A 24,916-nucleotide genomic window follows, 5' to 3' on the forward strand; every position below is an offset into this window, starting at 1 on the left:
CGTGGATGAAGACAGCGGCAGACTGCACAAGAATCACTTCTTGGGGGGCCGCCGAGGCTTGAAATGGGGGTTCTCGCCGGGCTTACCCTGGAAGGTCCGGCGGCCCGGAAGCGGGATCTGATCGCGCAGCAATCCGCCCCGTGCGGTCCCCGGCTGATCCTCACCGGCGAGATAGGTGCCCTCGACGTCGGAGTCGGCAGCGTCGTCGGGCTGTCCAGGGCGGTCTGCAGCGCGCTCCGGAACCGGGCCGGCACGGAAGGAAACGGCGTCGAATTCACCTGAAATGCGTGGGATGAGCCCCGTATCAACGGAGGTGGTGGCGCGCTCGGGCGCACGCCGGTGGCTGTCCTCGGTGGGTTCAGCGGGTGAAGCGTCCGACGTCGGGGTCCCCGCTCCAGCGGCAGGCGCACCTTGCCTGCCGCGGCCCAGGCGCCCCAGGACCGGACGGAGCAGGTCGCGAAGTTCGGACACCCGGAACAGCTTGAGCAGGAAGAAGTAGACCACGAGCATGACCGGGCCCACCACGACGACTGTGATGAGGGCCGACAGCCGGTCCCGCCAGGCGAACCCGTCCGGGCTGTAGCTGCCCATCAGCCAAAGCGCGCCGGCACCCGCAATCGCTGAGCCCAGGGCTGCGTAACCCATCCGGATGTAGGAGTTGGCAATCCGCGGCCCGTCCAGATGCCCCAGGAGCCGACGCAGGAAGTAGGCGCTGATAACCACCGAGAGGATGTTGCCCACCATGTACAGCAGCGCGATGGCGTAGATGATCTGGTTCACCGGCAGGAACTGGATGGCGAACGCCCCGGCCACGTAGACAACCGCCAGCAGCAGCTGGATGTAGAAGGGTGTCCGGGCATCCTCGTTGGCGTAGAAGACCCGGGACATCATAAAGTTGGCGCTCATAAACGGCGTGCTGAGCGCGAGGATGGTCAGCGTCTGGGCCAGCATGACGCCGTCCTGGCGAAGGCCGCCCGAGAAGAACATGCCGAGCGGACCAGCCAGGGCGAAGAGCGCCAGTGCGCCGAACACGGTGGCAACTGCCATGGTCCGGAGGCCGTGCGAGAGGGCATCGCGCAGTTCGGCGCGATTGCCGTCCTGCGAGGCGCGGGTCATGCGGTTGAACAGGACCGTGGCCAGTGACAGCGCAATGATCGAGTGCGGCAGCAGGTACAGCTGGCTGGCCACCTCCAGCACGGCGTTGCCGGGAAGAATACTGGCGGCAGGGTCGCCTGCCTGCTGAAGCCGGATTCGCTCGGCACCGGGAATGGTGGCGATCCGCATGACGTACAGGAAGGCGAGCTGCCCGACGGCGGCCGTCAGCAGCGTCCAAACGCTCAGCTTCGCTGCCTGGCCCAGACCCACTCCGCGCCAGCCGAACCGCGGCCGGAGCCCCAGTCTCAGCCGGAGCACGGGAATCATCAGGATGGCAGTCTGCGACACCACGCCGATGGTGGAGAAACCGGCTACGAACAGGGTCTGGGTCTCGCCCCAATTGTCCAGGGTGTGCGGACTGAACTCGTTGGTGCCGAAAATCCAAATGAACATGCCCAGCCCGGCGATGGCCACCAGGTTGTTAAGGATGGGTGCCCACATTGCCGGTCCAAAAGCGCCGTTGGCGTTAAGTACCTGTGTGAGGAGCGCGTAGAGGCCGTAGAAAAAGATCTGGGGCAGGCACCAGAAGGCGAAGGCCACGGCCAGCGCTTTCTGCTGTGGGGAGTACCCCTGGGTGGTGAGTTCGATGACATAGGGCGCCGCCAGCGTCACCAGGGCAGTCAGTCCCAGCAGGAGCAGGACCGCCAGCGTCAGCAGCCGGCTGATGTAGTCCGCTCCCCTGTCCGGAGCCTTGCTGGCCTTGATGATCTGCGGCACGAGAACTGCGTTAAACACGCCGCCGGCCACCAGCAGGAAGATCAGGTTGGGCAGGTTGTTGGCGTTGATGAACGTGTCATTGACCGTGGAACCGAGCCCCAGGGCTGTGCCCAGCATCCAGGTCTTGCCAAATCCCAGGAAACGCGAAACGAGGGTTCCGGCGGCCATGATGGCGCTTGACCTGGTCTCGCCTGCCTGCGCGCCCGCTTGTCCGTCGTCCAAGGGAGAGCTGTCCAGAGGAGAGCCGTCCACAGACGTATTGGGGTGGGCTGTTTTCGCGGGGGCGCTGTCCTGCGTCGCGCTGTCCAGAGGTGCTGCGCCCTGAGGTGCGCCGTCAAGCGGTACACCGTCGGCGGGCACGCCCTGTGGAGCGCCGCCGGCCCGGCCGGCCCGATCGGAAGGAAAATTGGAAGCTGACATCGAGTTCATCGTCTCACCCGCAGGCACCTATCACGGCAATGCCTGCGCCGGCAGTGCCGTCCTAGAGGTGTTCGGGCAGGACTTCGCGGGCCAGATCGGCGATGCGCCGTTCGTTGGGGAAGGACAGCTTGCGCGCAAGTTCCTGGATGGGAACCCAGGCAACATCCACGGCTTCCTGGTCCGGATCGTTCTCGATGGTCAGCTCGCCGCCCGTGGCCCGCAGGAGGTAGTGATGGACCGTTTTGTGGACACGGTGGCCGCTGACGGTGAACCAGTAGTCGATGCTTCCGAGCGGTGCGAGGATGTCGCCTTCGATGCCGGTTTCTTCGGCGATTTCGCGGACGGCGGCCTGCTCGTTGTTTTCCTTGCCCTCCGGATGACCCTTGGGCAGGCACCACTCCAGCCGTCCGCCGCGGTTAAGGCGGGCGATGATGGCCACCCTCAGTTCGGCGTCGGACGTGTCCACTACGACGCCGCCGGCGGAGACTTCCTCCACCGTAGGCAGCGAAGCCGGTGCCGAATGCTGGGCAGGCGCAACGTGCGCACCTATTGCCGACGGCAATGGTGCGTTTGTCCTCCTGCCTGGAGCGCTCGGTACTGGATGGGCCATGGAGTCCACTCTAACGACTGTTGCCCGTTCGTGATGACCGGAACATGACACCAACATGGACTGCATATGACGCGCTTTGCCGGCGGCGGACACAATGAGCCGGATCTTGACGGCATTTTGGCCTGCGCTGCCGCTGGTTTCTGACAAGCTTAAGTAACTATGGCGCACGCAGATCACAAGACTGAATCCCACACCGTCGATTTCCAGGTGGACCCGGTGGTCCTGGAGCTCGGCCAGCGTTTTGTGGACGCCGGCCACGAACTGTCACTGGTTGGCGGCCCGGTGCGTGACCTTTTCCTGGGCAGGACCTCCCCGGACCTGGACTTCACTACAGACGCCACGCCGGACCAAACGGTGGCCCTCATCAAGAAGTGGGCGGACAACTACTGGGAAATCGGCCGTGCCTTTGGCACCATCGGCATGCGCAAAGCCGGTTTCCAGATCGAAATAACCACCTACCGTGCCGAGGCGTACGATCCGGAGTCCCGGAAACCCGTGGTGGCGTTCGGCTCCTCCTTGACCGATGACCTGCTTCGGCGGGACTTCACCATCAACGCCATGGCCCTGAAACTGCCCTCCCTGGAACTGGTGGATCCCTTTGGCGGCGTGCGCGACCTGCACGCTTCCGTCCTGGCCACGCCCGGCTCCCCCGAAGCGTCTTTCACGGATGATCCCCTGCGGATGATGCGCGCCGCCAGGTTCGCGGCGCAGCTGGGTGTCTCCGTCCACGACGACGTCCGCCAGGCGATGACCCGGATGGCTGAACGAATCACCATTATTTCCGCGGAACGGGTGCGCGACGAACTCACCAAGCTCATCTGCGGCGCCCGGCCGCGGGTGGGCGTGGACCTGCTGGTGGACACCGGACTCGCTGAATTCGTGCTGCCGGAAGTTTCTGCGCTGAGGCTCGAATCGGATGAGCACCACCGGCATAAGGACGTGTACCAGCATTCGTTGCAGGTGCTTGAACAGGCAGCGGAGCTGGAAACCGACGCTGACGGCCCTGTGCCGGCGCCGGACTTTGTGCTGCGTTTCGCAGCGTTGATGCACGACGTCGGCAAGCCGGCTACGCGCCGCTTCGAACCGGGCGGCGCGGTGAGTTTTCGCCATCACGACATGGTGGGTGCCAAGCTCACCACCAAGAGGATGAAGGCGCTCCGGTTCGACAACGACACCATTAAGGCCGTTTCCCGCCTGGTGGAGCTTCACATGCGCTTCTACGGCTATGGGGAGGCCGGCTGGAGCGATTCCGCTGTCCGCCGCTACGTGACCGACGCCGGGCCGCTGCTGGAACGGTTGCACCGGCTGACCCGGTCCGACGTGACCACCCGCAACCAGCGGAAGGCAGAGCGGCTGTCCTTTGCCTATGACGACCTTGAGGCCCGGATTGCGGAGCTGCGGGAGCAGGAATCGCTGGACGCGGTGCGCCCCGACCTGGACGGCGCCCGGATCATGGCCCTCCTGGAGCTCAAACCAGGCCCGGTGGTGGGCCGCGCCTACAAGTTCCTGCTCAACGAGCGGATGGAGCACGGGCCCCTGCCCACCGAAGAAGCGGAGGCCAGGCTGCTCCGCTGGTGGACCGAACAGCCTGAATCAGCACCTGCCGGACCTGAGGCTGCAGCGTCTCCTGCCGCCGTCGACCTTTCCTCCAAGGAGTCCAAGTGACCAATCCCGCCCTTGCCCCCCGGCCCCAGCTCTGGATCCTCCGCCACGGGGAGACCGAGTGGTCCAAAAGCGGCCAGTACACGGGGCTTACTGATTTACCCCTCACCGTGGAAGGCGAACAGCAGGCGGTGGAAGCCCGCAAGGTACTGGACCCTGTGGATTTCGACCTGGTGCTGACGTCTCCCTTGAGGCGGGCGCGACGGACCGCGGAGCTCGCCGGCTTCCCTGACGCCCAGCACGAGCCCCTCGCCGTGGAGTGGAACTACGGTGACTACGAGGGCATCAGCTCTGACCTCATCCGTAAGGACAACCCTGACTACCTGATCTGGACCCACGGCGTGCCCAACGGTGAGACCCTGGACGAGGTGGCAGCCAGGGCGGACAAAATCATTGGGCGGGTATTGGAATCGGGAATGGACAATGTCCTTATTGTGGCTCACGGGCACTTCTCCCGGATCCTCACAGCCCGTTGGCTTGAATTGCCTCCCACAGAGGGGCGCCACTTTATCCTCGGAACTGCGAAAGTGTGCACCCTGGGCTGGGACAAGAGGACGCCGGCAATTGTCCGGTGGGGTCTCTAATAGTTACTTCCCGGTTTCCTGGAAAGTTTTGCAAATTTAGTAGCCGTGCACGGTAATTGTGGTGTACTTTTATTCCTGACCCCAGAGCGTCCCGCCGGGGTCGAGGCGATCGTTGCCAGGCGAGACAGCCGCAGCAACGGCACAGCAGAAAAGGAGGTTGGGAAAATGATTACTTTGACTAGCGGACGGAAGACAACCATCACCGCCACCCCGGCCTCTGATGCTTTCGCGCGCCCGTTTACAGGGCACGCCGCCTCCTAGCCTTCGCCTCTGCCGCCGGCACTGATACCGGCTGCAACGCTTTGGCTCCTCCGGGTACCGGTGTTTGCATCCTTGAGGTTTCCTCGGGGTAACCCTGCCATTCCTTAGCCGAACGGTTTGCTTCTAAACGGGCCTGCTGTCCCCGGGCTTTTGCGTTCCCTTTCACTAGTCGCTTTAACGCGCTTATTTCCCGGGCTTTTTCCTGCCCTGTTTCCATTTATTTGCACCGTGAATTAGGGGTCTAATTGCCGCGCCCGGTTTGCGGGCCAGCCAATTCCAAGAGGAGGTGACCATAATGATCAAGAGGCTTCAAAAACTCCTGTCTCCTTTACGAGGCAGACGCAGCAGCCGCAGGCAATTCAACCGCCCGCTGCTGGAGAAGCAGCGGGAAGACGTCTTCCTCCTGATGCACCAACAGCTGGGCGGCATGCGATAACCATCTGCCCGGTCCCCAGGAGAAGTGATGCTGCACATCATTGCCGTACCGGAGCCCACGCGGCGATGCGTGGGCTCCGCCCGGGCCTCCTGATGGTGTCCCGGCAGCGGCGGTAAGCTCGATCGCATGCAGGAGAACCAGCCGCCGGAGCATCGAGGACGGTCCCGCCTGGTAGTTCCCAGCCGCAGTGATGTCCTGCTGCGCAACTTCACCGAAGTCATCGGCGGCCCCCTCGGATCGAGGGCCGCTCCGGGCATCGTCTCCCCCGGCACTTTCACCGTTGAACGCGTACTGGTACTCCTCACACTCCTGGCCGCGGTCACCGGCCTCCTGGTCAAGGGGTATTGCCGCGCCAACGGCTGGGAATCCCCCACCCAGTTCTACGCCACCTGCTATTCGGACTTTCCCGAGCTCTTTCGGAACCGTGGACTGGCAGCCGGAACATTCCCCATTTTGGGCACCGGAAGCCAGTTCGAGTATCCGGTCCTCACCGCCCTGATCGCGGGGGGTACGGCGTGGCTCGTTCCGGGAACCGGGATATCGGATTCGAGTGTGCTCGCCTACTTCGATATCAATGTTGCGCTCCTGGCCGCCGTCACCATGGTCACGGTCCTGGCCACCGCCCGGATGACCAGCCGGCGGCCCTGGGATGCCGCCATGGTGGCCCTGGCCCCGGGCATCGTGCTGGCCGGCACCATCAATTGGGATCTCTGGGCCGTCGCGCTTCTTGCCCTGGGAATGTATTTCTTTTCGCGGGAACAGTTGGTGTTGGCCGGGCTCTTTATTGGGCTGGGCACGGCCACGAAGCTGTACCCGCTGCTTGTTCTGGGCGCGATCCTGCTGCTGGCTCTCCGGACCGGCCGGTTCCGCCCCTTCGCAGTGACAGCGGGCGCTGCCGCTGCCTCGTGGCTGGCCGTCAACCTGCCCTTCGCGGTTGCCAACCCCTCCGGCTGGGCCTACTTCTTCCAGTTCAGCGCCGAACGTGACGCCGGGTACAGCTCGCCCTGGTTCGCCTACAACCTTGTGGCAAACCGGCTGCGGTGGACCGAACTCAGCCCGGCCGCCGTCGACCTCCTATCCCTTGGCCTTTTCCTGCTCTGCTGCGCAGCCATCGCAGCTGTTGCCCTGACTGCCGGCCGCCGCCCCCGCCTGGCCCAGCTCGCCTTCCTCATCGTGGCGGCCTTCATCCTCACCAGCAAGGTCTACTCGCCGCAGTTCGTGGTGTGGCTGATCCCGCTCCTTGCGCTGGCGCGGCCGAGATGGCGCGACTTCCTGATTTGGCAGGGAATCGAGGCCCTGCACTGGGCAGCGGTGTGGATGTACCTTGGACAGGTGACCAGCGCAGGCTCTTCCCAGCACAACCTGGATATGCCCTACTACGTCCTCGCCGTGGCGGCGCACATGGCCGCGGTGGGCTACCTTGTGCTGCGTGTCACCTGGGACATCCGCAACCCGGACTACGACCCCATCCGTCGGCATCATCTCGACGATCCCCACGGCGGGCCGTTTGCCGGCGCGCCTGACTGGCTCCGGTTGGACTTACGGGACCGATCGAACTCCATACTCCCCGGGAAAGTTGGTTCCAATGCCTGACGTGGCGGTAGTGGGCGCAGGTCCCAACGGACTTGCAGCAGCAGCGGTCATGGCGCGGGCCGGGCTCTCCGTAGAGCTTTTCGAAGCCGGCAAAACCATCGGTGGCGGTGCGCGCACCAGTGAAGTGATGCAACCCGGATACTTCCACGACATCTGCTCCGCCGTTCATCCCATGGCGGTGGCCTCTCCGTTCTTCAAGGCCTTCGAATTGTCCCGCCGCGTGAACCTGATAACCCCCGAGTTGTCCTACGGTTCGCCGCTGGATGGTGGCCGGGCCGCCCTCGCCTACCGGTCGCTGGACAGGACAGCCGCCGGGCTGGGCCGTGATGGTGCTGCATACCGGCGGCTGATGGAGCCTCTCGTTGACCGCATTGACGGCATTATTGAATTCACCCAGGACCAGCTCCTCCGCATCCCCCGCAATCCTATGGCGGCGGGGTTGTTCGGGCTCAGGACGCTGGAGCAGGGATCCGGATTGTGGAACGCCCGATTCAAGGAAGAACTGGCGCCCGCCCTGCTCAGCGGAGTCGCCGCCCACCCGATCTCCCGCCAGCCGTCCCTTGCAGCCTCCGGCGGCGGGTTGATGCTGGGAGCACTCGGACATGCGGGAGGGTGGCCGATTCCCGAAGGGGGATCGGCTTCCATTGCTGCTGCGATGGCGGATGACATCGTTGCACACGGTGGTGTTATCCACACCGATGCGCCCATCAACCGGCTGGAGGATCTTCCCCCTGTGCGCGCCATGTTGTTGAACGTCGCTCCACAGGGGCTGCTGAATATGGCAGGGGCTGCACTTCCCGCCCGGTACCGGGGCGCGCTGGAGTCCTTCAGGTACGGGAACGGCTCGTGCAAAGTCGACTTCATCCTTTCGGGTCCCGTGCCGTGGACTGCAAGGGAACTGGCCAATGCCGGGACCGTCCACCTGGGCGGCACCCGGGCCGAAGTGGCACGTTCCGAGAATGAAGTCAGCGCGGGCAGGCACCCCGAACGCCCGTACGTCCTGGTGGCCCAGCAGTCACGCTTCGACTCCGGGCGTACGCCGGACGGGCACCACACCCTCTGGGCCTACTGCCACGTCCCCACCGGGTCCACACGGGACATGACCGAAGCCATCTCAGCGCAGCTGGAGCGTTTCGCACCAGGGTTCCGGGACCTCGTGGTGGAGTCCAAAGCCATCACGGCTGCGCAGTTGGCACAGTACAACCGGAACTACGTTGGCGGGGACTTCAGCGCCGGCACCATGGACATGCTGAACCTGGTCCAAAGGCCCGTTGTGTCCCGGGTTCCGTGGCGGACTCCGCTGCGCGGCGTCTACCTTTGTTCCTCTTCCACGCCGCCAGGGCCCGGTGTTACCGGCATGCCCGGCTACCATGCGGCGAAATATGCCCTTCAAGACATCTTCGGGTTGCCCGTACCGGCGCTGGGGCTGACGGGACGTTAGCCGCAGTCACCCCCTGCCGGGGAGGGAACGGGTGCCAGACTGACCTTAGATTCGGGCGATAATGGCGCGATGGGGATATCAACAAAACTTTCTTTGGGCATCGCTGCCGTCATTCTCGGAACGTCGCTGGTTGCCTGCGACGACGGCAGGAAAGGCGCCGAAGCGGCCGCGGGGCAGTTGGCCACCGCAGTCTCCGGACTCGATGTGGGCTCGGTGCCCTTCGACGGCAAGAACTCAGCGGCTGCCAATGACCAGCTGAAAAAAGTGTTCGCGGCGCTCGATCCAGAGAAGCCGGCCGTCGAGGCGGGCGAACTGGCCCTCGACGGCGACAACGCATCTGCCCCCCTGAACTTCACCTGGAACTTCGGCGGCGCCGAGTGGAAGTACACCGTGGCAGCCAAGTTCAAAAAGTCCGGGGACAAATGGCTCACTGTCTGGGATCCGGCAACCCTGGCGCCGGGCCTTGCCGACAGCGAGATCCTGACCAAAGGCTCGCAGTCGCCGCAGCGGGCAGACATCCTCGGTGCCGGCGACGTGCCCTTGGTGACCTACCGCCCCGTGGTGAACGTCGGCATCGACAAGCCCCAGCTGGGCGCCACGGATCCTGCTGATTCCGCCGCCAAGCTTGCAGCCCTGGTTGGAGTTGACCCGGCCGCGTACGTCCAGCAGGTGGAGGCCTCCGGCGCCGAGGCCTTCGTCTCCGCGATCACCCTGCGCGAAGAAGGCCGGACCATCACGAATGAGCAGATAGCAGCAATTCCCGGAGCCCGCGCCATTCCGGCCACGGTGCCCCTGGCTCCCAGCCGCACGTTTGCCCGCGCCGTGCTCGGCTCGGTGGGTGAGGCCTCCGCCGAGCAGATCGAAGCATCCGAAGGCGAGCTCACCGCCGGCGATGTCACCGGCGTTGGCGGCCTCCAGCAGCAGTACGACGAACAGCTTCGGGGGACAGACGCCGTCGTAATCCGTGCGCAGCGGGCCGACCTGACCAGGGAACAGATCCAGGCTGCGGCAACGGATCCCCGCCGGGTGCTCTTCGAGGTGAAGCCCACGCCGGGAGCGCCGCTGAAGACCACCTTGGACCCCACACTGCAGTCGCTCGCCGAGAGCACCCTGGAAGGTGTGGAACCGGCATCCGCGATTGTTGCGCTCCGCCCCTCCACCGGCGCAGTCCTGGCAGCGGCATCCGGGCCTGGAAGCAACGGGTACAACACCGCAATGCTTGGCCAGTATGCTCCCGGATCCATCTTCAAGATGGTGGACTCGCTGGCGATGTTCCGCAATGGCCTGACCCCGGAGTCGAAGGTCGAATGCACGCCCACGTTGACGGTGGACGGACGGACTTTCAAGAACGCCGAGGGATATCCGGAGGGATCACTCGGTTCCGTGACGCTCCGCGATGCGTTCGCGCACTCCTGCAACACCGCGTTTATCGCCGCGCGTGACTCCGTGTCCCAGGGGCAGCTGGAAGCAGCCGCCATGGCCATGGGCCTCGCCGTCGAAGCACCGACCCTCGGTGCGGCTGCCTTCCTGGGATCCGTCCCCGGCGAGGCCGCCGGAACGGAGCACGCCGCCTCCATGATTGGCCAGGGAAAGGTGCTGCTGTCACCTTTGGCCGCTGCCATGATGGCCGGCTCCGTGGCCAAGGGCGCGCCGGTGGCCCCCCAGCTGGTCCTGAACCCCGACGGCGGCGGCGCAGCGGAGGGAACAACCAGCGGTTCCACAGCTCCCGCTGCCCAGCCGTCCGCCACCGCGACGGCGGAGTCACCTTCGACTGCCTCGGATGAACCCATCACCGCCGAAGAGGCGGCCTCCCTCGCGGACATGATGCGCGCCGTCGTCACCTCCGGGCACGCCGGCTTCCTCTCGAGCGTTCCGGGTGATCCGGTGGGAGCCAAGACGGGCACCGCCGAGTTCGGCAATGAAAACCCGCCGAAGACCCACGCCTGGATTGTGGCCGTCCACGGTGATCTGGCCGTTGCCGTGTTCGTTGAGGATGGAGGCCTGGGGGCGACAACGTCCGGACCGCTGCTGCAGAAGTTCCTGACCGCCGCCGGCTAGGGTCTTTGAAAAGGTAACCGGACGTCCAGGCCGGCCAGGCCACGTTATCCGCCCAAAAACTCCGGAGGGTATGCCGTGGGAAGATGGAGTACGTGGCCCATATTGACGTTTCCGGTATCGATTACTTCCTCTCCGACGGCACCCAACTGCTCAACGGGGTGACCTTCAAGGTCCCGGACGGCACCAAAACAGCCCTGATCGGGCCCAACGGCACTGGTAAAACAACGCTGTTCCGGATCATCGCCGGGGACCTGGTGCCGGATGAAGGCGTGATCGGGCGCTCCGGCAACATGGGCATCATGCGGCAGTTCGTGGGGCAGGTACGCGACGGTTCCACCGTCCGCGACCTGCTGGTGTCCGCGGCACCGCCCGCCCTGGCTGCAGCGGCCCGCGAGGTGGACGAGGCTGAGCTGGCAATGGTCGAGGACGACGACGAACCCAGCCAGATGCGCTACGCCCAGGCCATCGTGGACTGGGGAGACGCCGGCGGCTACGACGTCGAGACCGTCTGGGACGAAGTCTGCATGGCAGCGCTGGGACTCCCCTTCGACCGCGCGCAGCACCGCCCGGCGTCGAGCCTTTCCGGCGGTGAGCAAAAGCGGCTGGTGCTGGAGGCGCTTTTTGCCGGGCCGGACGATCTGTTGCTGCTGGACGAGCCGGACAACTACCTGGACGTGCCCGGCAAGCGCTGGCTCGAGGACAAGCTGAACGACTCGAAGAAGACCGTTTTCTTCATCAGCCACGACCGCGAACTTCTGAACAACGCAGCCGGCCGCATCGTCACACTGGAACCGGGTATCAACGGTGCCGGTGCGTGGATCCACGGTGGCGGGTTCGGCTCCTACGTGCAGGCGCGGGAGGACCGTAACGCCCGGTTCGAGGAACTGCGCAAGCGGTGGGACGAGGAGCACGTCAAGCTCAAGGAACTCGTCAACATGTACAAAAACAAGGCCGCGTTCCGCTCCGACATGGCCAACCGCTACCACGCGGCCCAGACCCGCCTGGCAAAATTCCTGGAAATCGGACCACCCGAGGCGCTGCCCATCGAGCAAAACGTGCAGATGCGGCTCAAGGGCGGGCGCACCGCAAAGCGCGCCATCGTGGCAGAGAAACTCGAACTTACCGGGCTGATGAAGCCGTTCTCCACAGAGGTGTGGTTCGGCGACCGCGTGGGTGTCCTGGGATCCAACGGCTCCGGCAAGTCGCACTTCCTGCGGCTGCTCGCCACCGGCGGCACCGATCCCGAACGCGAGCACCTGCCGGTGTCCGATGTGGAGATAGCCGAGGTGCCGCACGAGGGCACGGTAAAGCTCGGTGCCAGGATCCGCCCCGGATTCTTTGCGCAGACCCATGTCCGGCCGGACCTTCTGGGCAAGACGCTGCTGGAAATCCTGCACCGCGGCGACGAACACCGCTCCGGCCTGGGCCGCGAGGCAGCGGCGGGCGCGCTTGACGGCTACGGGCTGGCAGGCCAGTCCGAGCAAAAGTATGAGTCCCTGTCCGGAGGCCAGCAGGCCCGGTTCCAGATCCTGCTGCTTCAGCTCAGCGGGGCAACTCTGCTCCTTCTGGACGAGCCCACGGACAACCTGGACCTGCACTCGGCCGAGGCGCTTGAACGGGCCATCGACCACTTCGAGGGCACCGTCCTGGCCGTGACGCACGACCGCTGGTTCGCGCGGACCTTCGACCGCTTCCTGGTGTTCGGGTCCGACGGCAAAGTGTACGAGTCCGCCGGGCCGGTGTGGGACGAAAAGCGCGTGGAGCGCGTGCGCTAGACCAAACGGTCTCTCAGTTCCTGCACGCTTTTCGCCAACGCTCACGCACCCGGTGAGAGAGCGTGGCGGGTTTTCCCGCAGGATGTGAGAGAGCGTCCGTCACCGGGTAAGCCAGCCCCGAACGAACGGCGACGACTTGATGACAACTCTGTGGAAGTAGTGAACGTATGAGCATGAATACCGGAACGGCACAGCATGCCGGCCTGAAAGCGGCAGCTGCCGCCACCTTTGTTGTGTTCGGCATCAACGGCCTGGTGTTCGCCAGCTGGGCAGCGCGGATTCCTGCGGTGACCGAGACCCTGCAGATTACGTCCGGACAGATGGGCACCTTGCTGCTCTGCACCGCCGTCGGCTCTTTGCTCGCCCTGCCTACCGCAGGGTGGGTGGTGGGCAGGATCGGCACGGCCAACACGGTGCGCTTCGGCGGGCTGCTGGCGTCGGCGGCAGGTGTGGGCATAGCGCTCTCCCTGGCCGCGGCCTCCATTCCGGGCACGGCAGTCGCCCTGTTCTTCTTTGGCATCGCCATCGGCCTCTGGGATGTCTCCCAGAACATTGAAGGTGCCGACGTCGAACACAAGCTTCGCCGCACCATCATGCCCCAATTCCACGCTGCCTTCAGCGGCGGTGCCTTCGTGGGTGCCCTCATCGGCGCAGGACTGTCGAACCTCGGCGTCGGACTTCCGGTGCACCTGCTGGTCATCGCGGGCATCGTGCTGCTGGTGACCATGACCGTTCCGCGCTACTTCCTGCCGCACATCACGGCCCCCACCCCGGCTGAGGGAGAGCCGAAAGCCGCCAAGGGCCCGTCGGCTTGGCGGGACGGCAGGACCCTTCTCATCGGCGTGGTGGTGCTGGGTGCCACCCTGACCGAGGGTGCGGGCAACGACTGGATTGCCAAGGCGTCCGTTGACGGCCTGGGCACCTCCGAATCCACCGGCGCGCTGATGTTCGCCCTCTTTGTCCTGGCCATGACCGCCATGCGGTTCCTCGGCGGCCGCGTCATCGACAAGTACGGCCGCGTGGCCGTCCTCCGCGCCAGCATGGCCGCAGCCGCAGCCGGACTTTGCCTCTTCGTGCTGGCCGGCAACGTATGGCTCGCTGCCGTGGGCGCCGCCCTCTGGGGCGTGGGCGCAGCCCTGGCTTTTCCTATGGGGATGTCCGCTGCCGCCGACGACCCCCGGCACGCCGCAGCAAGGGTCTCCGTGGTGTCCACCCTCGGCTACATCTCCTTCCTTGCCGGTCCGCCATTGCTGGGCTACCTGGGTGACCTGACGGGAATCCACCTCGCGCTGCTGGCCATCCTTGCGCCCATCCTCCTCGCCCTCCTCCTTGCCGGCGCCGCCAAGCCGCTGAAGGTCAAGTAGCGGCATCGCCGAAAAATGGGCTGGCCGTCAAGATTCCAGGGCAGCCCGTCGCATGCAGCGGCGGCGGTAGGGTGAGGGCATGCAGAGGAAATGGCGCAAGGGCCATCGATGGATCAGCCGGACTGACAGATACCTTGTACGGCATGTATCGAAGCTGCCCGGCGGAAACCACGACGACTTCTTCCGCCGGCTCTCGGCCTCTGCAAACCACGGGAAACTCTGGATGGGCGTGGCAGCCGTCCTCACCACCATCCCGGGCAGGCCGCGCCGCGCGGCGCTCCACGGGCTGATCGCGCAGGCGGTGGCCTCCGCAGTTACCAACGGAGTCTTCAAGACCCTGTTGCCCCGTGCCCGCCCGTTGCCTGAACACCTGCCCGTGTTCCGGTTTGTGCACCCGCAGCCCCGGAGTTCGTCCATGCCCTCGGGGCACTCCGCTTCGGCAGTAGCGTTTGCGGTAGGGACCGGGTTGGTGATGCCTTCCCTCGGAGCGGCGCTCGCTCCGGCAGCCCTCGGCGTGGCGTACTCCCGGGTGCACACAGGAGCGCACTGGCCCTCGGATGTGCTCTTTGGTTCGGCTCTTGGTGCCGGCGCCGCCCTCGTGACCCGGCGGTGGTGGCCCGTCCGTCCGCCCATTCAGCAGACGGCCAGGACCTGGACCACGGCGCCCGGGGTGCCCGGAGGCGAAGGGCTGGCGATCGTGGTGAACACTCTGGGCGGTTCCTTTACTGAAGAGACCGCAACCGCACTTCAGCAGGTATTCCCCGATGCGTATATAAGGACCGTGCAGCCGGTCGACGACCTCCTGGCCGCTATCCGCGACACGGCGGACCGCCCGGGTACCCGTGCCCTCGGGGTGTGGGGCGGCGACGGGACGGTGGGAGCGGCGGCCGCAGCCGCCGTCGAACGTTCCCTTCCGTTGCTGGTCCTGCCCGGCGGAACCCTCAACCATTTCGCCCGCGATGCCGGAACGGGGAGCCTCAAGGAAGCCTTGGCGGCGGCGTCGAAAGGTGAGGCGGCCTACGCCGACGTCGGAACCGTTACGGTGGAACGCGGCCTGGCGGGCAAGCCCGAGACTGCGGACCTGGTCATGCTCAACACCTCCAGCGTGGGCCTGTATCCCGATTTTGTGCGGCGGCGCGGGCAACTGCAGCCGGCATTGGGAAAACCGCTTGCCGGAGTGGTGGCCATGTTCCGGACGTTCGCCGCGGGCACGCCCACGACCCTCACGGTGGACGGCAAGCTGCACAAGGTATGGATCGCCTACGTGGGCCGGGGCCGCTATTACCCCCGCGACCATGCGCCGCTGCTGCGGCCGGTGATGGACGACGGCGTCCTGGACGTCCGCATGATCACGGCAGACGAGTCCTTCGCCCGGCTGCGGCTGCTGGGGTCGGTGCTGACGGGAACCGTGGCCACCTCGCGCATCACCCACCTGTCGGAGGCAAAGGAGGTGCGCATCGAGGCCGGCGGGTCGCCGATGGCGCTGGCCGTGGACGGCGAGGCCCTGGCCGGGGTCCGCAGCGTGACGTACAGGGTGCTGCCGCGTGCCCTCGCCTATTACTCCCCCCGCCCGTGACGGAGATTCGCTGCGGTGGGGAATCCGGGGGGCGGGGATCATCCAGGGGGACTACCCCGGTTTACCCCTGAATCATCCCTGAGACCGGCGAAAAGAGGGCCGGGCATCGGTAGCGTGGTGGGTACACAAGCGTCCCTGAACATCTGCCGCAGCCTCGCGCTGCCGTCCGAAGGAACAATCAATGATTGAGGCAACAGGCCTGACCAAGGTCTACGGCGGAAAAACCGCCGTGGCAGGGGTCAGCTTCACCGTCAAAGCAGGGCAGGTCACGGGCTTCCTGGGTCCGAACGGCGCCGGCAAGTCCACCACGATGCGCATGGTCATGGGGCTGGACCGGCCGACGTCGGGCTCCGTCACCGTGAACGGCCGGCCGTACGCCGAGCACAAGGCACCGCTGCACGAGGTGGGCGCGCTGCTGGACGCCAAGGCCGTACACACCAGCCGCAGTGCCTACAACCACCTGCTGGCCATGGCCGCCACATACGGCATTCCGAAGACCAGGGTCCGGGAAGTCATCGAGATGACCGGCCTGGAAGCGGTGGCCCGCAAGAAGGCCGGCGGTTTCTCGCTGGGTATGGGCCAGCGGCTGGGTATCGCTGCGGCTCTGCTCGGCGATCCGCAGACGCTCATCCTGGACGAACCCGTCAACGGCCTGGACCCGGAGGGCGTCCTGTGGGTCCGCAACCTGGTCCGGTACCTGGCGAACCAGGGCAAAACAATTTTCCTTTCCTCGCACCTGATGAGCGAAATGGCGCAGACCGCCGACCACTTGATCGTCATTGGCCGCGGCCGGATCATCGCCGATGCCCCGGTCAAGGAGATCATTGCCGGAACCCGGCAGGCCAGGACCCTTGTCCGCACCAGCGCAGCCCTGCAACTGTCTGCGCTTCTGGCCGGCGACGGCGTCACCGTGGACCAGGCCGAGCCCGAAACCCTTGAAGTGACAGGGATGGACTCCCGCCGGATAGCCCAGGTTGCCCTGGACAATGGCGTCCTGCTCTATGAGCTCACTCCGCAACTGTCCTCCCTTGAAGACGCGTACTTCGACCTTACGAAGGACGAAGTGGAATACCACTCGCACCTGACCGGCGGACCCGCACTGTCCGCACCGGCAGCGGCAGGAAAGTAAGGACGATGAGCACCATGACTGAAACCCGTACCGCGCCCACCCGTTCCTCCGCCGGCTCAAAAGGCGTGACCTTCGGCGGCGTCCTCCGGTCCGAATGGATCAAGCTTTGGTCGCTGATGTCCACCCGCATCCTGCTGCTGCTGACGCTGGTTGCCATCATCGGAATCGGCGCGCTGGCGGTACTGATCCGCTACACCTACCTGGATGAGATGGTGCGCAGCGCCAGGGACCAGGGCCAAACGATGACCCCCGAAATGCTGGAGGCATCATTTCCTCCGGGTTCCGGCTTCGACCTTTACAACCTGCCCAACGCAGGCCTGCAGATCGGTATCCTGATCCTCGGATCACTGGCGGTCCTCTTTATGTCCTCCGAATACGCCACCGGAATGATCCGTTCCACCATGAACGCCGTCCCCCGGCGCACGCCGGCCTTTGTGGCCAAAGCGGTCATCCTTGCGGTCATCTCCTACGTGATCACCACCATCGCCGGAGTAGCCACCTTCCTGATCGCCATGCCGGTATTCCAGGGCATGGGCTTTGACCTCGACTGGTCCACCGACGGCGTGCTGTACAGCATCTTCACCGGCGGCCTTTACGTGGCAGGCGTTGCCCTGATCGGACTCTCCCTGGGAACCCTGCTGCGGAACTCCGCCGGCGGCATCACCGTCCTGGTGGCAATGTTCTTTGTGCTGTCCATCGCCGCCGGCTTTATGACCCTTATCCCTGGCGAGTTCTGGAAGTACGTCCCGCAGTACATCCCCAGCGAAGCCGGCGGACGGTTCCTGTCGATCGGACATACCGACGGCGTGATTGATCCCTGGCACGGCGGCCTGATTTTCCTGGGCTACGTGCTGCTGTTCCTGATTCCGGCGATGATCGTGTTGAAGAAACGCGACGTCTGACCCGGGCAGGACCAAGAACCAGGACCATGACAGAACCTGCGGTGGAAAGGGACGCGCCGGCCGGACAGGCCGACGCGTCCTTTGCCGAACTCACGGCCAGGCGCAGGGGACTCGTCCGCCGCTACCTGCACCGGCACCCCCGCGTTATGGACGCCGTGGTGGCCCTCTGCTACTGCGTGCTGGTTGCACCCACGGTGGCGGACGCCGCCCTGTCCGGCAACTGGCTGGCCATTACCTTGCTGGTGGCGGTGGCCGCGTCACTGTTCCTTCGCCGTTTCTACCCGGTGGGCCTTGTTGCCTTTGTGGCAGTAGCGGAGGTGGCGGTGACCCTGCTGCATCCGTGGGGCTCCAATGCGTCGGCCGGCCTCTGGTTCTCGCTGTACGCAGTGGCGGTGGCCCACACGCGACGCTTTGCGCTCATCACCATGGCGGTGGCCACGGCGCCGCTGGCCCTCCTGTACCTCCTGGCCGCCGTCGGGCCTATGGAGAACTCCTTCGTCCACGACCCCGGAGTCAACCCCGGCGACTTCCACCTCCTGACCAGCATCGCCACCGGTGCCACCATCACCCTCTCGAACGTCATCGCCACAGGCATCGGCATCTCCGTCCGGCAGCGGCGCGAACATGAACAGGAAGTGGCCGCCTGGGCGGCGCGGACGGCCCGGCTTGCCTCCGTGAACGAACGGAACCGGATCGCCAGAGAGATGCACGACGTCGTGGCCCACTCGCTGACGGTGATGATCAGCCTGTCGGACGGCGCCGCCGTCGTGGTCCGGAAAAGTCCGGAACGCGCCGGCGAGGTCCTCGGCGAATTGTCCCGGACGGGCCGGACGGCCCTCGCCGACATGCGGCGGGTCCTGGGCGTCCTCCGCGATGATGCGGGAGCCGGTGCGGCGCCGCTCCCGCTCGCTTCCGGGGACAGCCTGTCCAAGCTGCTGGAGGGATTCCGCACGGCAGGCCTGCCCCTGCACTACTCCCATACCGGCCCGGCGCTGCCCGACGACGCCGCGTTCCAGCTCACCGTCTACCGGATTGTCCAGGAATCACTGACCAACGTGCTCCGCTACGGGCGTTCTCTGGGACGGGTGGACGTTTCGATTGTCCGGTCCGGTTCTACAGTCACCATCGACGTGCTCGACGACGGTGCGGGGGTTCCGGGGGTTCCCGCCCCTGACAACGGCGCGGCTGCCTCGGGCCACGGTTCGTACGGCACCGGCCAAGGCATCAACGGAATGGCTGAGCGCGCCCGGATCTACGCCGGAACCGTCGAAGCCGGCCGAAGCGGACGGGGCTGGCGGGTGCACGCCGTCCTTACCTGGCCGGGCGATGACGAGTCCGAGCCCCTCCGTCCCTACGAACTCCAAGGCAAGGCATGACCAACAATTCCGGCATTACCGTCCTGCTGGTGGACGACCAGCCGCTGCTCCGCATGGGCTTCCGCCTCATCCTCGAGGGCGAGGATGACCTGCAGATCGTGGGGGAAGCCTCAAACGGCGCCGAGGCTGTCCGCCAAGTCCGTGAACTGAACCCTGATGTGGTGCTGATGGACGTGCGGATGCCCGTGCTGGACGGCATTGAGGCGACGCGCGCCATTACGGAATCCGGAGCATGTTCCCGGATCATCATCCTGACCACCTTCGACGTGGATGAGTATGCGTTCGCCGGTCTCCAGGCAGGCGCGTCCGCGTTCCTCCTCAAGGACGCGGCGCCGTCGGAACTGATCAGCGCCGTACGTGTGGTGGCCAGCGGCGACGCCGTCGTGGCACCCAGGATCACCCAGCGGCTGCTCGAAACCTATGTCCGCGGTGCCGCCAAGCCAGCCCCCGCCGCCCCGCCGCCCGATCCACTGCTGGCCGACCTGACACCCCGGGAAACGGAAATGCTGCAGGCAATGGCCGAGGGCCTGTCCAATGCGGAGATCGCCCACCGGTACTTCCTGTCCGAGGCCACAGTAAAGACGCACGTCCGGCGCATCCTCACCAAACTCCATCTCCGGGACCGTGTCCAGGCTGTGGTCTACGCCTACGAGACCGGCCTGGTGGTACCCAGCAACCCGGACTACTGACCCGCTCTCCGGGCAAGAAACCACTATGCAGGCGGTGGGCGGACGGGTTGGATAGTCCCATGACCAACCACGTCCCCCACCCAAATCACGACCGCGGCCTCGAATTCGACCTGTCCACAATGGTGAGCCGCCGGTCGCTGGGCATGATTTTCGGTGCGGGCGGCGCTGCTGCCGCCCTGGCCGCGTGCACCGCTGGCGCGCCCCCCAACGCCAGCCCCCCGACGTCGGCCGCCGCCCCGGCAACCGTGCCCGGAACCGGTACTCCGGCGGCGACCGGTTCCGGTGGGGTCGCATCGCCCTCGCCAACCCTGACCCGGGCGATCACGGAGTGCGGCGTGGAGATTCCGCAGGAAACGGCCGGGCCATTTCCGGCCGACGGTTCGAACGGACCAAACCTGCTGGAAGCCTCGGGAGTGGTGCGGCGGGACATCGCGTCCAGCTTCGGCACCGGGACCGCCAGGGCCGAAGGTGTGCCGCTGACCTTCACCCTGACACTGCTGGACAATGCGAACGGGTGCGTCCCACTGGCCGGCGCCGCTGTGTACGCGTGGCACTGCGACCGGGAAGGCAGGTACTCGCTGTACGACTCGGAGCTGGCCAGCGAAAACTACCTCCGCGGCGTGCAGGAGGCTGATGCGAACGGCCAGGCGACGTTCACGTCCATTTTTCCGGGCGCCTACCCGGGGCGCTGGCCGCACATCCACTTCGAGGTGTTCGAATCCATGAGCAACGCGACGGCGGCAGGCCAGGTGCTGGCCGTGTCGCAGATCGCACTGACCAAGGCGTCCTGCGACGACGTTTACGCGTCCGCTGGCTATGAAGCGAGCCGGGGCAACATGGGCCGCACCACCCTGCAGTCGGACAGTGTGTTCAGGAATGACGGCGGCATCTACCAGCTTGCCACCATGACAGGATCCGCCGCGGCGGGCTACGCGGCCGGGCTGAACGTCACCATCTAGACTCGGGAGCATGCCTTCCTCATCCTCCGCTGCAGAGCACATCCAGGACCTTGGCGCATACGTCAGCGCATCGCCGTCGAGCTTCCACGCTGTGCACGAAGCCGGGCGCCGGCTGGTGGAGGCGGGATTTGTCCGCCTGGAGGAGCTGGAGCCCTGGGAGGGCGGGGCCGGTTCGTTCTTCATCATCCGCGACGGCGCGCTTATTGCCTGGGTGGTTCCCGACGGTGCCGGGCCCGCCACCGGGTTCAACATCCTGGGCGCGCACACGGATTCGCCGTCCTTCAAGCTCAAGCCCAAACCCACCATCGGCGCGCACGGCTGGCTGCAGGCGGGGGTGGAGGTGTACGGCGGGCCGCTGCTGAACTCCTGGCTGGACCGGGAACTGCAGCTCGCCGGGCGGCTGGTGATGCTGGACGGAACCGAGCACCTGACGGCCACCGGGCCGCTGCTCCGCTTCCCGCAGCTGGCCATCCATTTGGACCGTGCGGTCAACGACGGGCTGACGCTGGATAAGCAGCGCCACATGAACCCTGTGTGGGGGCTCGGGAACCCTGGTGATTTTGACCTGCTTGCGGTGCTGGCTTCGCACGTTCCCGGAGCGTCCGTGGATCCTGCCCGGATTGGCGGGTACGACGTCGTTATTGCAGACACGCAGGCCCCTGCAGTTTTCGGAGGGAACGGGGAGTTCTTCGCGTCCGGGCGGTTGGATAACCTTTCCGCCACGCATGCGGGGCTCACGGCGCTGATGGGGCATGCTTCGTCCGTGGCCGGGTCCGCTGGCGCAGGGGCGGCACCGATTGCCGTGCTGGCTGCTTTTGACCACGAGGAGATCGGCTCCAACTCCCGCTCGGGAGCCTGCGGACCAATCCTTGAGGATGTTCTGGTGCGCATCTCTGACGGCCTTGGCGCCACGGTGAGCCAGCGGCGGCAGGCGCTGTCGGCGTCGTTCTGTGTCTCTGCCGACGCCGGCCACGCCGTCCACCCGAATTACGCCGAGCGGCACGACCCCGCCAACCACCCGGTGCTCAACGGCGGCCCGCTCCTGAAGATCAACGCCAACCAGCGGTATGCCACGGATGCGGCCGGTGCGGCTTTCTGGGCCCGGCTGTGCGGCGAAGCGCGTGTGCCGTACCAGGAGTTTGTGTCCAACAACGCGATCCCCTGCGGGTCCACGATCGGCCCGCTCACCGCTACCCGCCTTGGAATCCGGACAGTGGACGTGGGTGTTCCGCTGCTTTCCATGCACTCTGCCCGGGAACTGTGCGGGGTGGAGGACCCGCGGCGCCTGGCTGCGGTGACGGAGTTGTTCTTCCGGACGGCCGTGTAGTCCTTCCTGGCCTCGGGGGCAGCACCCGGTGCCTTCGAACGGGTAGCCCGCCCGGTCTGCTGTGGCCGTTTTTGTGCTTCTGCACAAGTCCCATCGCTCTCCACCGGATTAGGGTGGGAGAAACCTGTGACCCACCCCACTGGATGCTGCATCCACCGCGCCCGGCCCCGTCCGCGCCTGCCTGATGCCATCCATTCCCAGAGAACTAAGGACGGCGCAACATGCCCGCTGACCAGCAATTAGCCAAGTCGCTCAAGCCGCGGCACCTGTCAATGATCGCGATAGCCGGCGTCATCGGCGCCGGCCTGTTTGTCGGTTCCGGGGCGGCCATTCAGCAGGCCGGGCCCGGAATCCTGCTGGCTTACATGGCTGCCGGCGTCGTGGTGATCCTTGTGATGCGCATGCTCGGCGAAATGGCCGCAGCCAACCCCGAGACGGGCTCCTTCTCCACGTACGCCGACAAGGCGCTCGGCCGGTGGGCCGGGTTCAGTATCGGCTGGCTCTACGCCTGGTTCTGGATCATCGTGCTCGGCATCGAGGCAACCGCCGGCGCAGCCATCATGCACCGCTGGGTCCCCGGTATCGACCAATGGGTCTGGGCACTGATCCTGATGGTCCTGCTCACCCTCACCAACCTGGGCTCCGTGAAGTCCTACGGGGAGTTCGAATTCTGGTTCGCCTCCATCAAGGTCGCCGCGATCGTGCTGTTCCTGCTCTTCGGCGTGGCCGCCATCCTGGGGCTTGTGCCCGGCGTACCCGCGCCCGGGCTGAGCAACCTGGTGGAAAACGGCGGCTTCCTGCCCAACGGGCCGGGGGCGGTGCTGGCAGGCATCCTGGTGGTGGTCTTCTCCTTCTTCGGCGCCGAAATCGCCACGATCGCGGCCGGTGAATCCGAGAACCCGGTGGACGCCGTCAAGAAGGCCGTCAAGTCCACCGTGTGGCGCATCCTGGTGTTCTACATCGGTTCCATCGCCATCGTTGTCACCCTGCTGCCGTGGAACGATGCAAGTGTTGCCAAGAGCCCCTACGTGGCAGTGATCGAACTCTTCGGGATTCCCGGCGCGGGCACCATCATGGACATCGTGGTCCTCACGTCCGTGCTGTCCTGCCTGAACTCCGGCCTCTACACCGCCAGCCGCATGCTCTTTTCCCTTTCACGCCGTGGCGACGCCCCTGCGTCCTGGACAAAGATCTCCAGGCGTGGAGTGCCTGCAGCGGCAGTACTGGCCTCCACCGTGGTGGGGTTCGTCACCGTGGGCCTGAACTACATCGCACCGGACACCGTCTTCCTGTTCCTGGTCAACACCTCCGGCGCCATCGCCCTGTTCGTGTGGCTGGTCATTGCCTCCTCCCAGCTGGTCCTGCGCAAGCGCATGGGCGCCGCGGCCAAGGACCTCGCACTGAAAATGTGGCTCTTCCCCTACCTGACGTGGGTGGCAATCGCCAGCATCGTGGCCCTGCTGATCGGCATGGTGATCCTGGAGTTCACCCGCGAGTCCCTGTTCCTTTCGTTGGGCCTGGCGGCCCTGGTGGTGGGGCTCGGCGTATGGCGTTACCGCAACAGTGGCCCGGAAGCGGCGGCAGAGGGCGATGCAGCAAGCCAGGATGTCCCCGTAGGTACCGGCCCGGCGTCGTAAGTCCCGGGAGGGTTTTCCACATAGCCGCATTTGTGCTGCCGTGCGGGCAACCATGGCCGATAGCCTTGAGTCAAGCGCGAATCGCCTATCCGGTCCAAATGCACTAAGATATTGAAGTCTGTGCTGCGTCCTGCCTCCGTTCCGGCGGCGGGGCATTGCATGGCATCGCAAATGAACCTCCTGTTACGGAAATGCCGTAACCGCTTAGCCCAAAGGAGGTGGGTTCACATATGCGTCCTTACGAATTGATGGTAATCATCGACCCCGAGGTCGAAGAGCGTACCGTTGAGCCGTCGCTTCAGAAGTTCCTGAACGTCATCACCAACGATGGTGGAACCATCGAAAAGGTTGACATCTGGGGCCGTCGCCGGCTGGCTTACGACATCAAGAAGAAGTCCGAAGGTATCTACGCCGTGGTGAACTTCACCGCCAAGCCGGACACCGCCAAGGAACTTGACCGCCAGCTGTCTCTTAACGAGACCATCATGCGCACCAAGATCACCCGCCCCGAAGAGCAGAAGGTTGTTGCTGAGTAATTTCAGCCCAATCTTCATTCTTTACCCCGCAGGAAACGCACTCTTCACCCAGGATCGAACAAGGAGGCAGTAGATGGCAGGCGAGACCACCATTACGGTCATCGGTAATCTCACCAATGACCCGGAATTGCGGTTCACACCGTCCGGTTCGGCAGTAGCGAACTTCACCATCGCTTCCACCCCCCGCACCTTTGATCGCCAGTCCAACGAGTGGAAGGACGGGGAAACCCTGTTCCTCCGCGCCGCTGTGTGGCGTGAAGCGGCCGAGAACGTCGCCGAATCCCTTACCAAGGGCATGCGCGTGATTGTTACCGGGCGCCTGAAGAGCCGTTCCTACGAAACCAAAGAAGGCGAAAAGCGCACCGTCATTGAGCTCGAGGTCGACGAAATCGGCCCGAGCCTGCGCTACGCCAATGCCAAGGTCAACCGCACCCAGCGCTCCGGCGGTCAGGGTGGACAGGGCGGCTTCGGCGGCGGCAACAGCGGCGGTGGCTTCGGAGGAGGCAACTCTGGTGGAAACCAGGGCGGCAACTCCGGCAACTCCGGTGGAGGCTGGGGCGGCGGCAACCAGCAGGCTGCGCAGGACGACCCTTGGGCAACGCCCGGCGTCTCCAATGCAGGCGGCTGGGGCAACGGCCCCGATTCCGAACCTCCCTTCTAACAACTCATTAAGGCCCGGCGCCGGGACCACCGAACGTGCCGCAAAGCA

The 24,916-nt window shown here is 65.5% G+C and carries 19 protein-coding genes; 17 read left to right on the forward strand and 2 right to left on the reverse strand.

Going from position 1 to position 24,916, the window contains the following annotated elements:
• Positions 1–33: 33 nt before the first annotated feature.
• Positions 34–2,292 carry a murein biosynthesis integral membrane protein MurJ gene (gene murJ, locus ACFVYC_RS07865; RefSeq protein ID WP_387548720.1) on the reverse strand — a complete coding sequence of 753 codons (2,259 nt, stop codon included), beginning with the start codon at positions 2,290–2,292 and terminating at the stop codon, positions 34–36.
• A 61-nt stretch (positions 2,293–2,353) separates the two neighbouring features.
• Positions 2,354–2,854, reverse strand: coding sequence for an NUDIX hydrolase (locus tag ACFVYC_RS07870; RefSeq protein WP_050057127.1), 501 nt, complete (start codon positions 2,852–2,854; stop codon positions 2,354–2,356).
• A gap of 207 nt (positions 2,855–3,061) precedes the next feature.
• Between ACFVYC_RS07870 and ACFVYC_RS07875 the strand changes: the two genes are divergently transcribed.
• From ACFVYC_RS07875 to ACFVYC_RS07955, 17 genes are all read left to right on the forward strand, one after another.
• Positions 3,062–4,567: a CCA tRNA nucleotidyltransferase gene (locus ACFVYC_RS07875; RefSeq protein WP_387548721.1), complete on the forward strand. Its 1,506-nt coding sequence runs from the start codon at positions 3,062–3,064 to the stop codon at positions 4,565–4,567.
• Positions 4,564–5,148, forward strand: coding sequence for a histidine phosphatase family protein (locus ACFVYC_RS07880; RefSeq protein WP_163164999.1), 585 nt, complete (start codon positions 4,564–4,566; stop codon positions 5,146–5,148). The genes ACFVYC_RS07875 and ACFVYC_RS07880 overlap by 4 nt, the downstream gene beginning before the upstream one ends.
• 823 nt (positions 5,149–5,971) lie before the next feature.
• Complete coding sequence (locus ACFVYC_RS07885; protein ID WP_387548722.1) at positions 5,972–7,438, forward strand: glycosyltransferase family 87 protein; 1,467 nt, start codon at positions 5,972–5,974, stop codon at positions 7,436–7,438.
• The gene (locus tag ACFVYC_RS07890) at positions 7,431–8,879 is read left to right on the forward strand and encodes a phytoene desaturase family protein (RefSeq protein ID WP_387548723.1); all 1,449 of its coding nucleotides are present in this window, start codon (positions 7,431–7,433) and stop codon (positions 8,877–8,879) included. The genes ACFVYC_RS07885 and ACFVYC_RS07890 overlap by 8 nt, the downstream gene beginning before the upstream one ends.
• Positions 8,880–8,948: 69 nt before the next feature.
• The gene (locus ACFVYC_RS07895) at positions 8,949–10,937 is read left to right on the forward strand and encodes a penicillin-binding transpeptidase domain-containing protein (protein ID WP_387548725.1); all 1,989 of its coding nucleotides are present in this window, start codon (positions 8,949–8,951) and stop codon (positions 10,935–10,937) included.
• Positions 10,938–11,029: 92 nt separating this feature from the next.
• Complete coding sequence (locus tag ACFVYC_RS07900) at positions 11,030–12,712, forward strand: ABC-F family ATP-binding cassette domain-containing protein (protein WP_387548727.1); 1,683 nt, start codon at positions 11,030–11,032, stop codon at positions 12,710–12,712.
• A gap of 167 nt (positions 12,713–12,879) precedes the next feature.
• Positions 12,880–14,076, forward strand: coding sequence for an MFS transporter (locus ACFVYC_RS07905; RefSeq protein WP_387548729.1), 1,197 nt, complete (start codon positions 12,880–12,882; stop codon positions 14,074–14,076).
• A gap of 79 nt (positions 14,077–14,155) precedes the next feature.
• Positions 14,156–15,652 (forward strand): bifunctional phosphatase PAP2/diacylglycerol kinase family protein, encoded by a 1,497-nt coding sequence (locus tag ACFVYC_RS07910; RefSeq protein WP_387548731.1) that lies wholly within the window; start codon positions 14,156–14,158, stop codon positions 15,650–15,652.
• A 181-nt stretch (positions 15,653–15,833) separates the two neighbouring features.
• Positions 15,834–16,781: an ABC transporter ATP-binding protein gene (locus tag ACFVYC_RS07915; protein ID WP_387548733.1), complete on the forward strand. Its 948-nt coding sequence runs from the start codon at positions 15,834–15,836 to the stop codon at positions 16,779–16,781.
• Between the two features lie 14 nt (positions 16,782–16,795).
• On the forward strand, positions 16,796–17,683 hold the full coding sequence (locus ACFVYC_RS07920) for an ABC transporter permease (RefSeq protein ID WP_387548735.1): 888 nt from the start codon (positions 16,796–16,798) through the stop codon (positions 17,681–17,683).
• Positions 17,684–17,709: 26 nt separating this feature from the next.
• On the forward strand, positions 17,710–19,059 hold the full coding sequence (locus tag ACFVYC_RS07925) for a sensor histidine kinase (RefSeq protein ID WP_387548737.1): 1,350 nt from the start codon (positions 17,710–17,712) through the stop codon (positions 19,057–19,059).
• Positions 19,056–19,748: a response regulator gene (locus ACFVYC_RS07930; RefSeq protein ID WP_387548739.1), complete on the forward strand. Its 693-nt coding sequence runs from the start codon at positions 19,056–19,058 to the stop codon at positions 19,746–19,748. The genes ACFVYC_RS07925 and ACFVYC_RS07930 overlap by 4 nt, the downstream gene beginning before the upstream one ends.
• Before the next feature lie 59 nt (positions 19,749–19,807).
• A complete protein-coding gene (locus ACFVYC_RS07935; RefSeq protein WP_387548741.1) occupies positions 19,808–20,707 on the forward strand; it encodes an intradiol ring-cleavage dioxygenase in 900 nt (299 codons plus the stop codon).
• Positions 20,708–20,717: 10 nt separating this feature from the next.
• Positions 20,718–22,034 carry a M18 family aminopeptidase gene (locus tag ACFVYC_RS07940; RefSeq protein WP_387548742.1) on the forward strand — a complete coding sequence of 439 codons (1,317 nt, stop codon included), beginning with the start codon at positions 20,718–20,720 and terminating at the stop codon, positions 22,032–22,034.
• A 221-nt stretch (positions 22,035–22,255) separates the two neighbouring features.
• Positions 22,256–23,671 (forward strand): amino acid permease, encoded by a 1,416-nt coding sequence (locus tag ACFVYC_RS07945; protein ID WP_387548743.1) that lies wholly within the window; start codon positions 22,256–22,258, stop codon positions 23,669–23,671.
• Between the two features lie 230 nt (positions 23,672–23,901).
• Positions 23,902–24,207 carry a 30S ribosomal protein S6 gene (gene rpsF / locus ACFVYC_RS07950; RefSeq protein ID WP_050683795.1) on the forward strand — a complete coding sequence of 102 codons (306 nt, stop codon included), beginning with the start codon at positions 23,902–23,904 and terminating at the stop codon, positions 24,205–24,207.
• A gap of 73 nt (positions 24,208–24,280) precedes the next feature.
• A complete protein-coding gene (locus tag ACFVYC_RS07955) occupies positions 24,281–24,868 on the forward strand; it encodes a single-stranded DNA-binding protein (protein ID WP_387548745.1) in 588 nt (195 codons plus the stop codon).
• The last annotated feature ends 48 nt before the right edge of the window (positions 24,869–24,916 follow it).

This window comes from Pseudarthrobacter sp. NPDC058329 (genome assembly GCF_042879835.1).
In the GTDB taxonomy this organism is placed as follows: domain Bacteria; phylum Actinomycetota; class Actinomycetes; order Actinomycetales; family Micrococcaceae; genus Arthrobacter.

Bases quoted from the DNA above. Each gene is read 5' to 3' on its own strand.
- murJ (WP_387548720.1), bottom strand. From the start codon at position 2,292: ATGTCAGCTTCCAATTTTCCTTCCGATCGGGCCGGCCGGGCCGGCGGC.
- ACFVYC_RS07875 (WP_387548721.1), top strand. From the start codon at position 3,062: ATGGCGCACGCAGATCACAAGACTGAATCCCACACCGTCGATTTCCAG.
- ACFVYC_RS07885 (WP_387548722.1), top strand. From the start codon at position 5,972: ATGCAGGAGAACCAGCCGCCGGAGCATCGAGGACGGTCCCGCCTGGTA.
- ACFVYC_RS07890 (WP_387548723.1), top strand. From the start codon at position 7,431: ATGCCTGACGTGGCGGTAGTGGGCGCAGGTCCCAACGGACTTGCAGCA.
- ACFVYC_RS07895 (WP_387548725.1), top strand. From the start codon at position 8,949: ATGGGGATATCAACAAAACTTTCTTTGGGCATCGCTGCCGTCATTCTC.
- ACFVYC_RS07905 (WP_387548729.1), top strand. From the start codon at position 12,880: ATGAGCATGAATACCGGAACGGCACAGCATGCCGGCCTGAAAGCGGCA.
- ACFVYC_RS07910 (WP_387548731.1), top strand. From the start codon at position 14,156: ATGCAGAGGAAATGGCGCAAGGGCCATCGATGGATCAGCCGGACTGAC.
- ACFVYC_RS07915 (WP_387548733.1), top strand. From the start codon at position 15,834: ATGATTGAGGCAACAGGCCTGACCAAGGTCTACGGCGGAAAAACCGCC.
- ACFVYC_RS07920 (WP_387548735.1), top strand. From the start codon at position 16,796: ATGACTGAAACCCGTACCGCGCCCACCCGTTCCTCCGCCGGCTCAAAA.
- ACFVYC_RS07925 (WP_387548737.1), top strand. From the start codon at position 17,710: ATGACAGAACCTGCGGTGGAAAGGGACGCGCCGGCCGGACAGGCCGAC.
- ACFVYC_RS07930 (WP_387548739.1), top strand. From the start codon at position 19,056: ATGACCAACAATTCCGGCATTACCGTCCTGCTGGTGGACGACCAGCCG.
- ACFVYC_RS07935 (WP_387548741.1), top strand. From the start codon at position 19,808: ATGACCAACCACGTCCCCCACCCAAATCACGACCGCGGCCTCGAATTC.
- ACFVYC_RS07940 (WP_387548742.1), top strand. From the start codon at position 20,718: ATGCCTTCCTCATCCTCCGCTGCAGAGCACATCCAGGACCTTGGCGCA.
- ACFVYC_RS07945 (WP_387548743.1), top strand. From the start codon at position 22,256: ATGCCCGCTGACCAGCAATTAGCCAAGTCGCTCAAGCCGCGGCACCTG.
- rpsF (WP_050683795.1), top strand. From the start codon at position 23,902: ATGCGTCCTTACGAATTGATGGTAATCATCGACCCCGAGGTCGAAGAG.
- ACFVYC_RS07955 (WP_387548745.1), top strand. From the start codon at position 24,281: ATGGCAGGCGAGACCACCATTACGGTCATCGGTAATCTCACCAATGAC.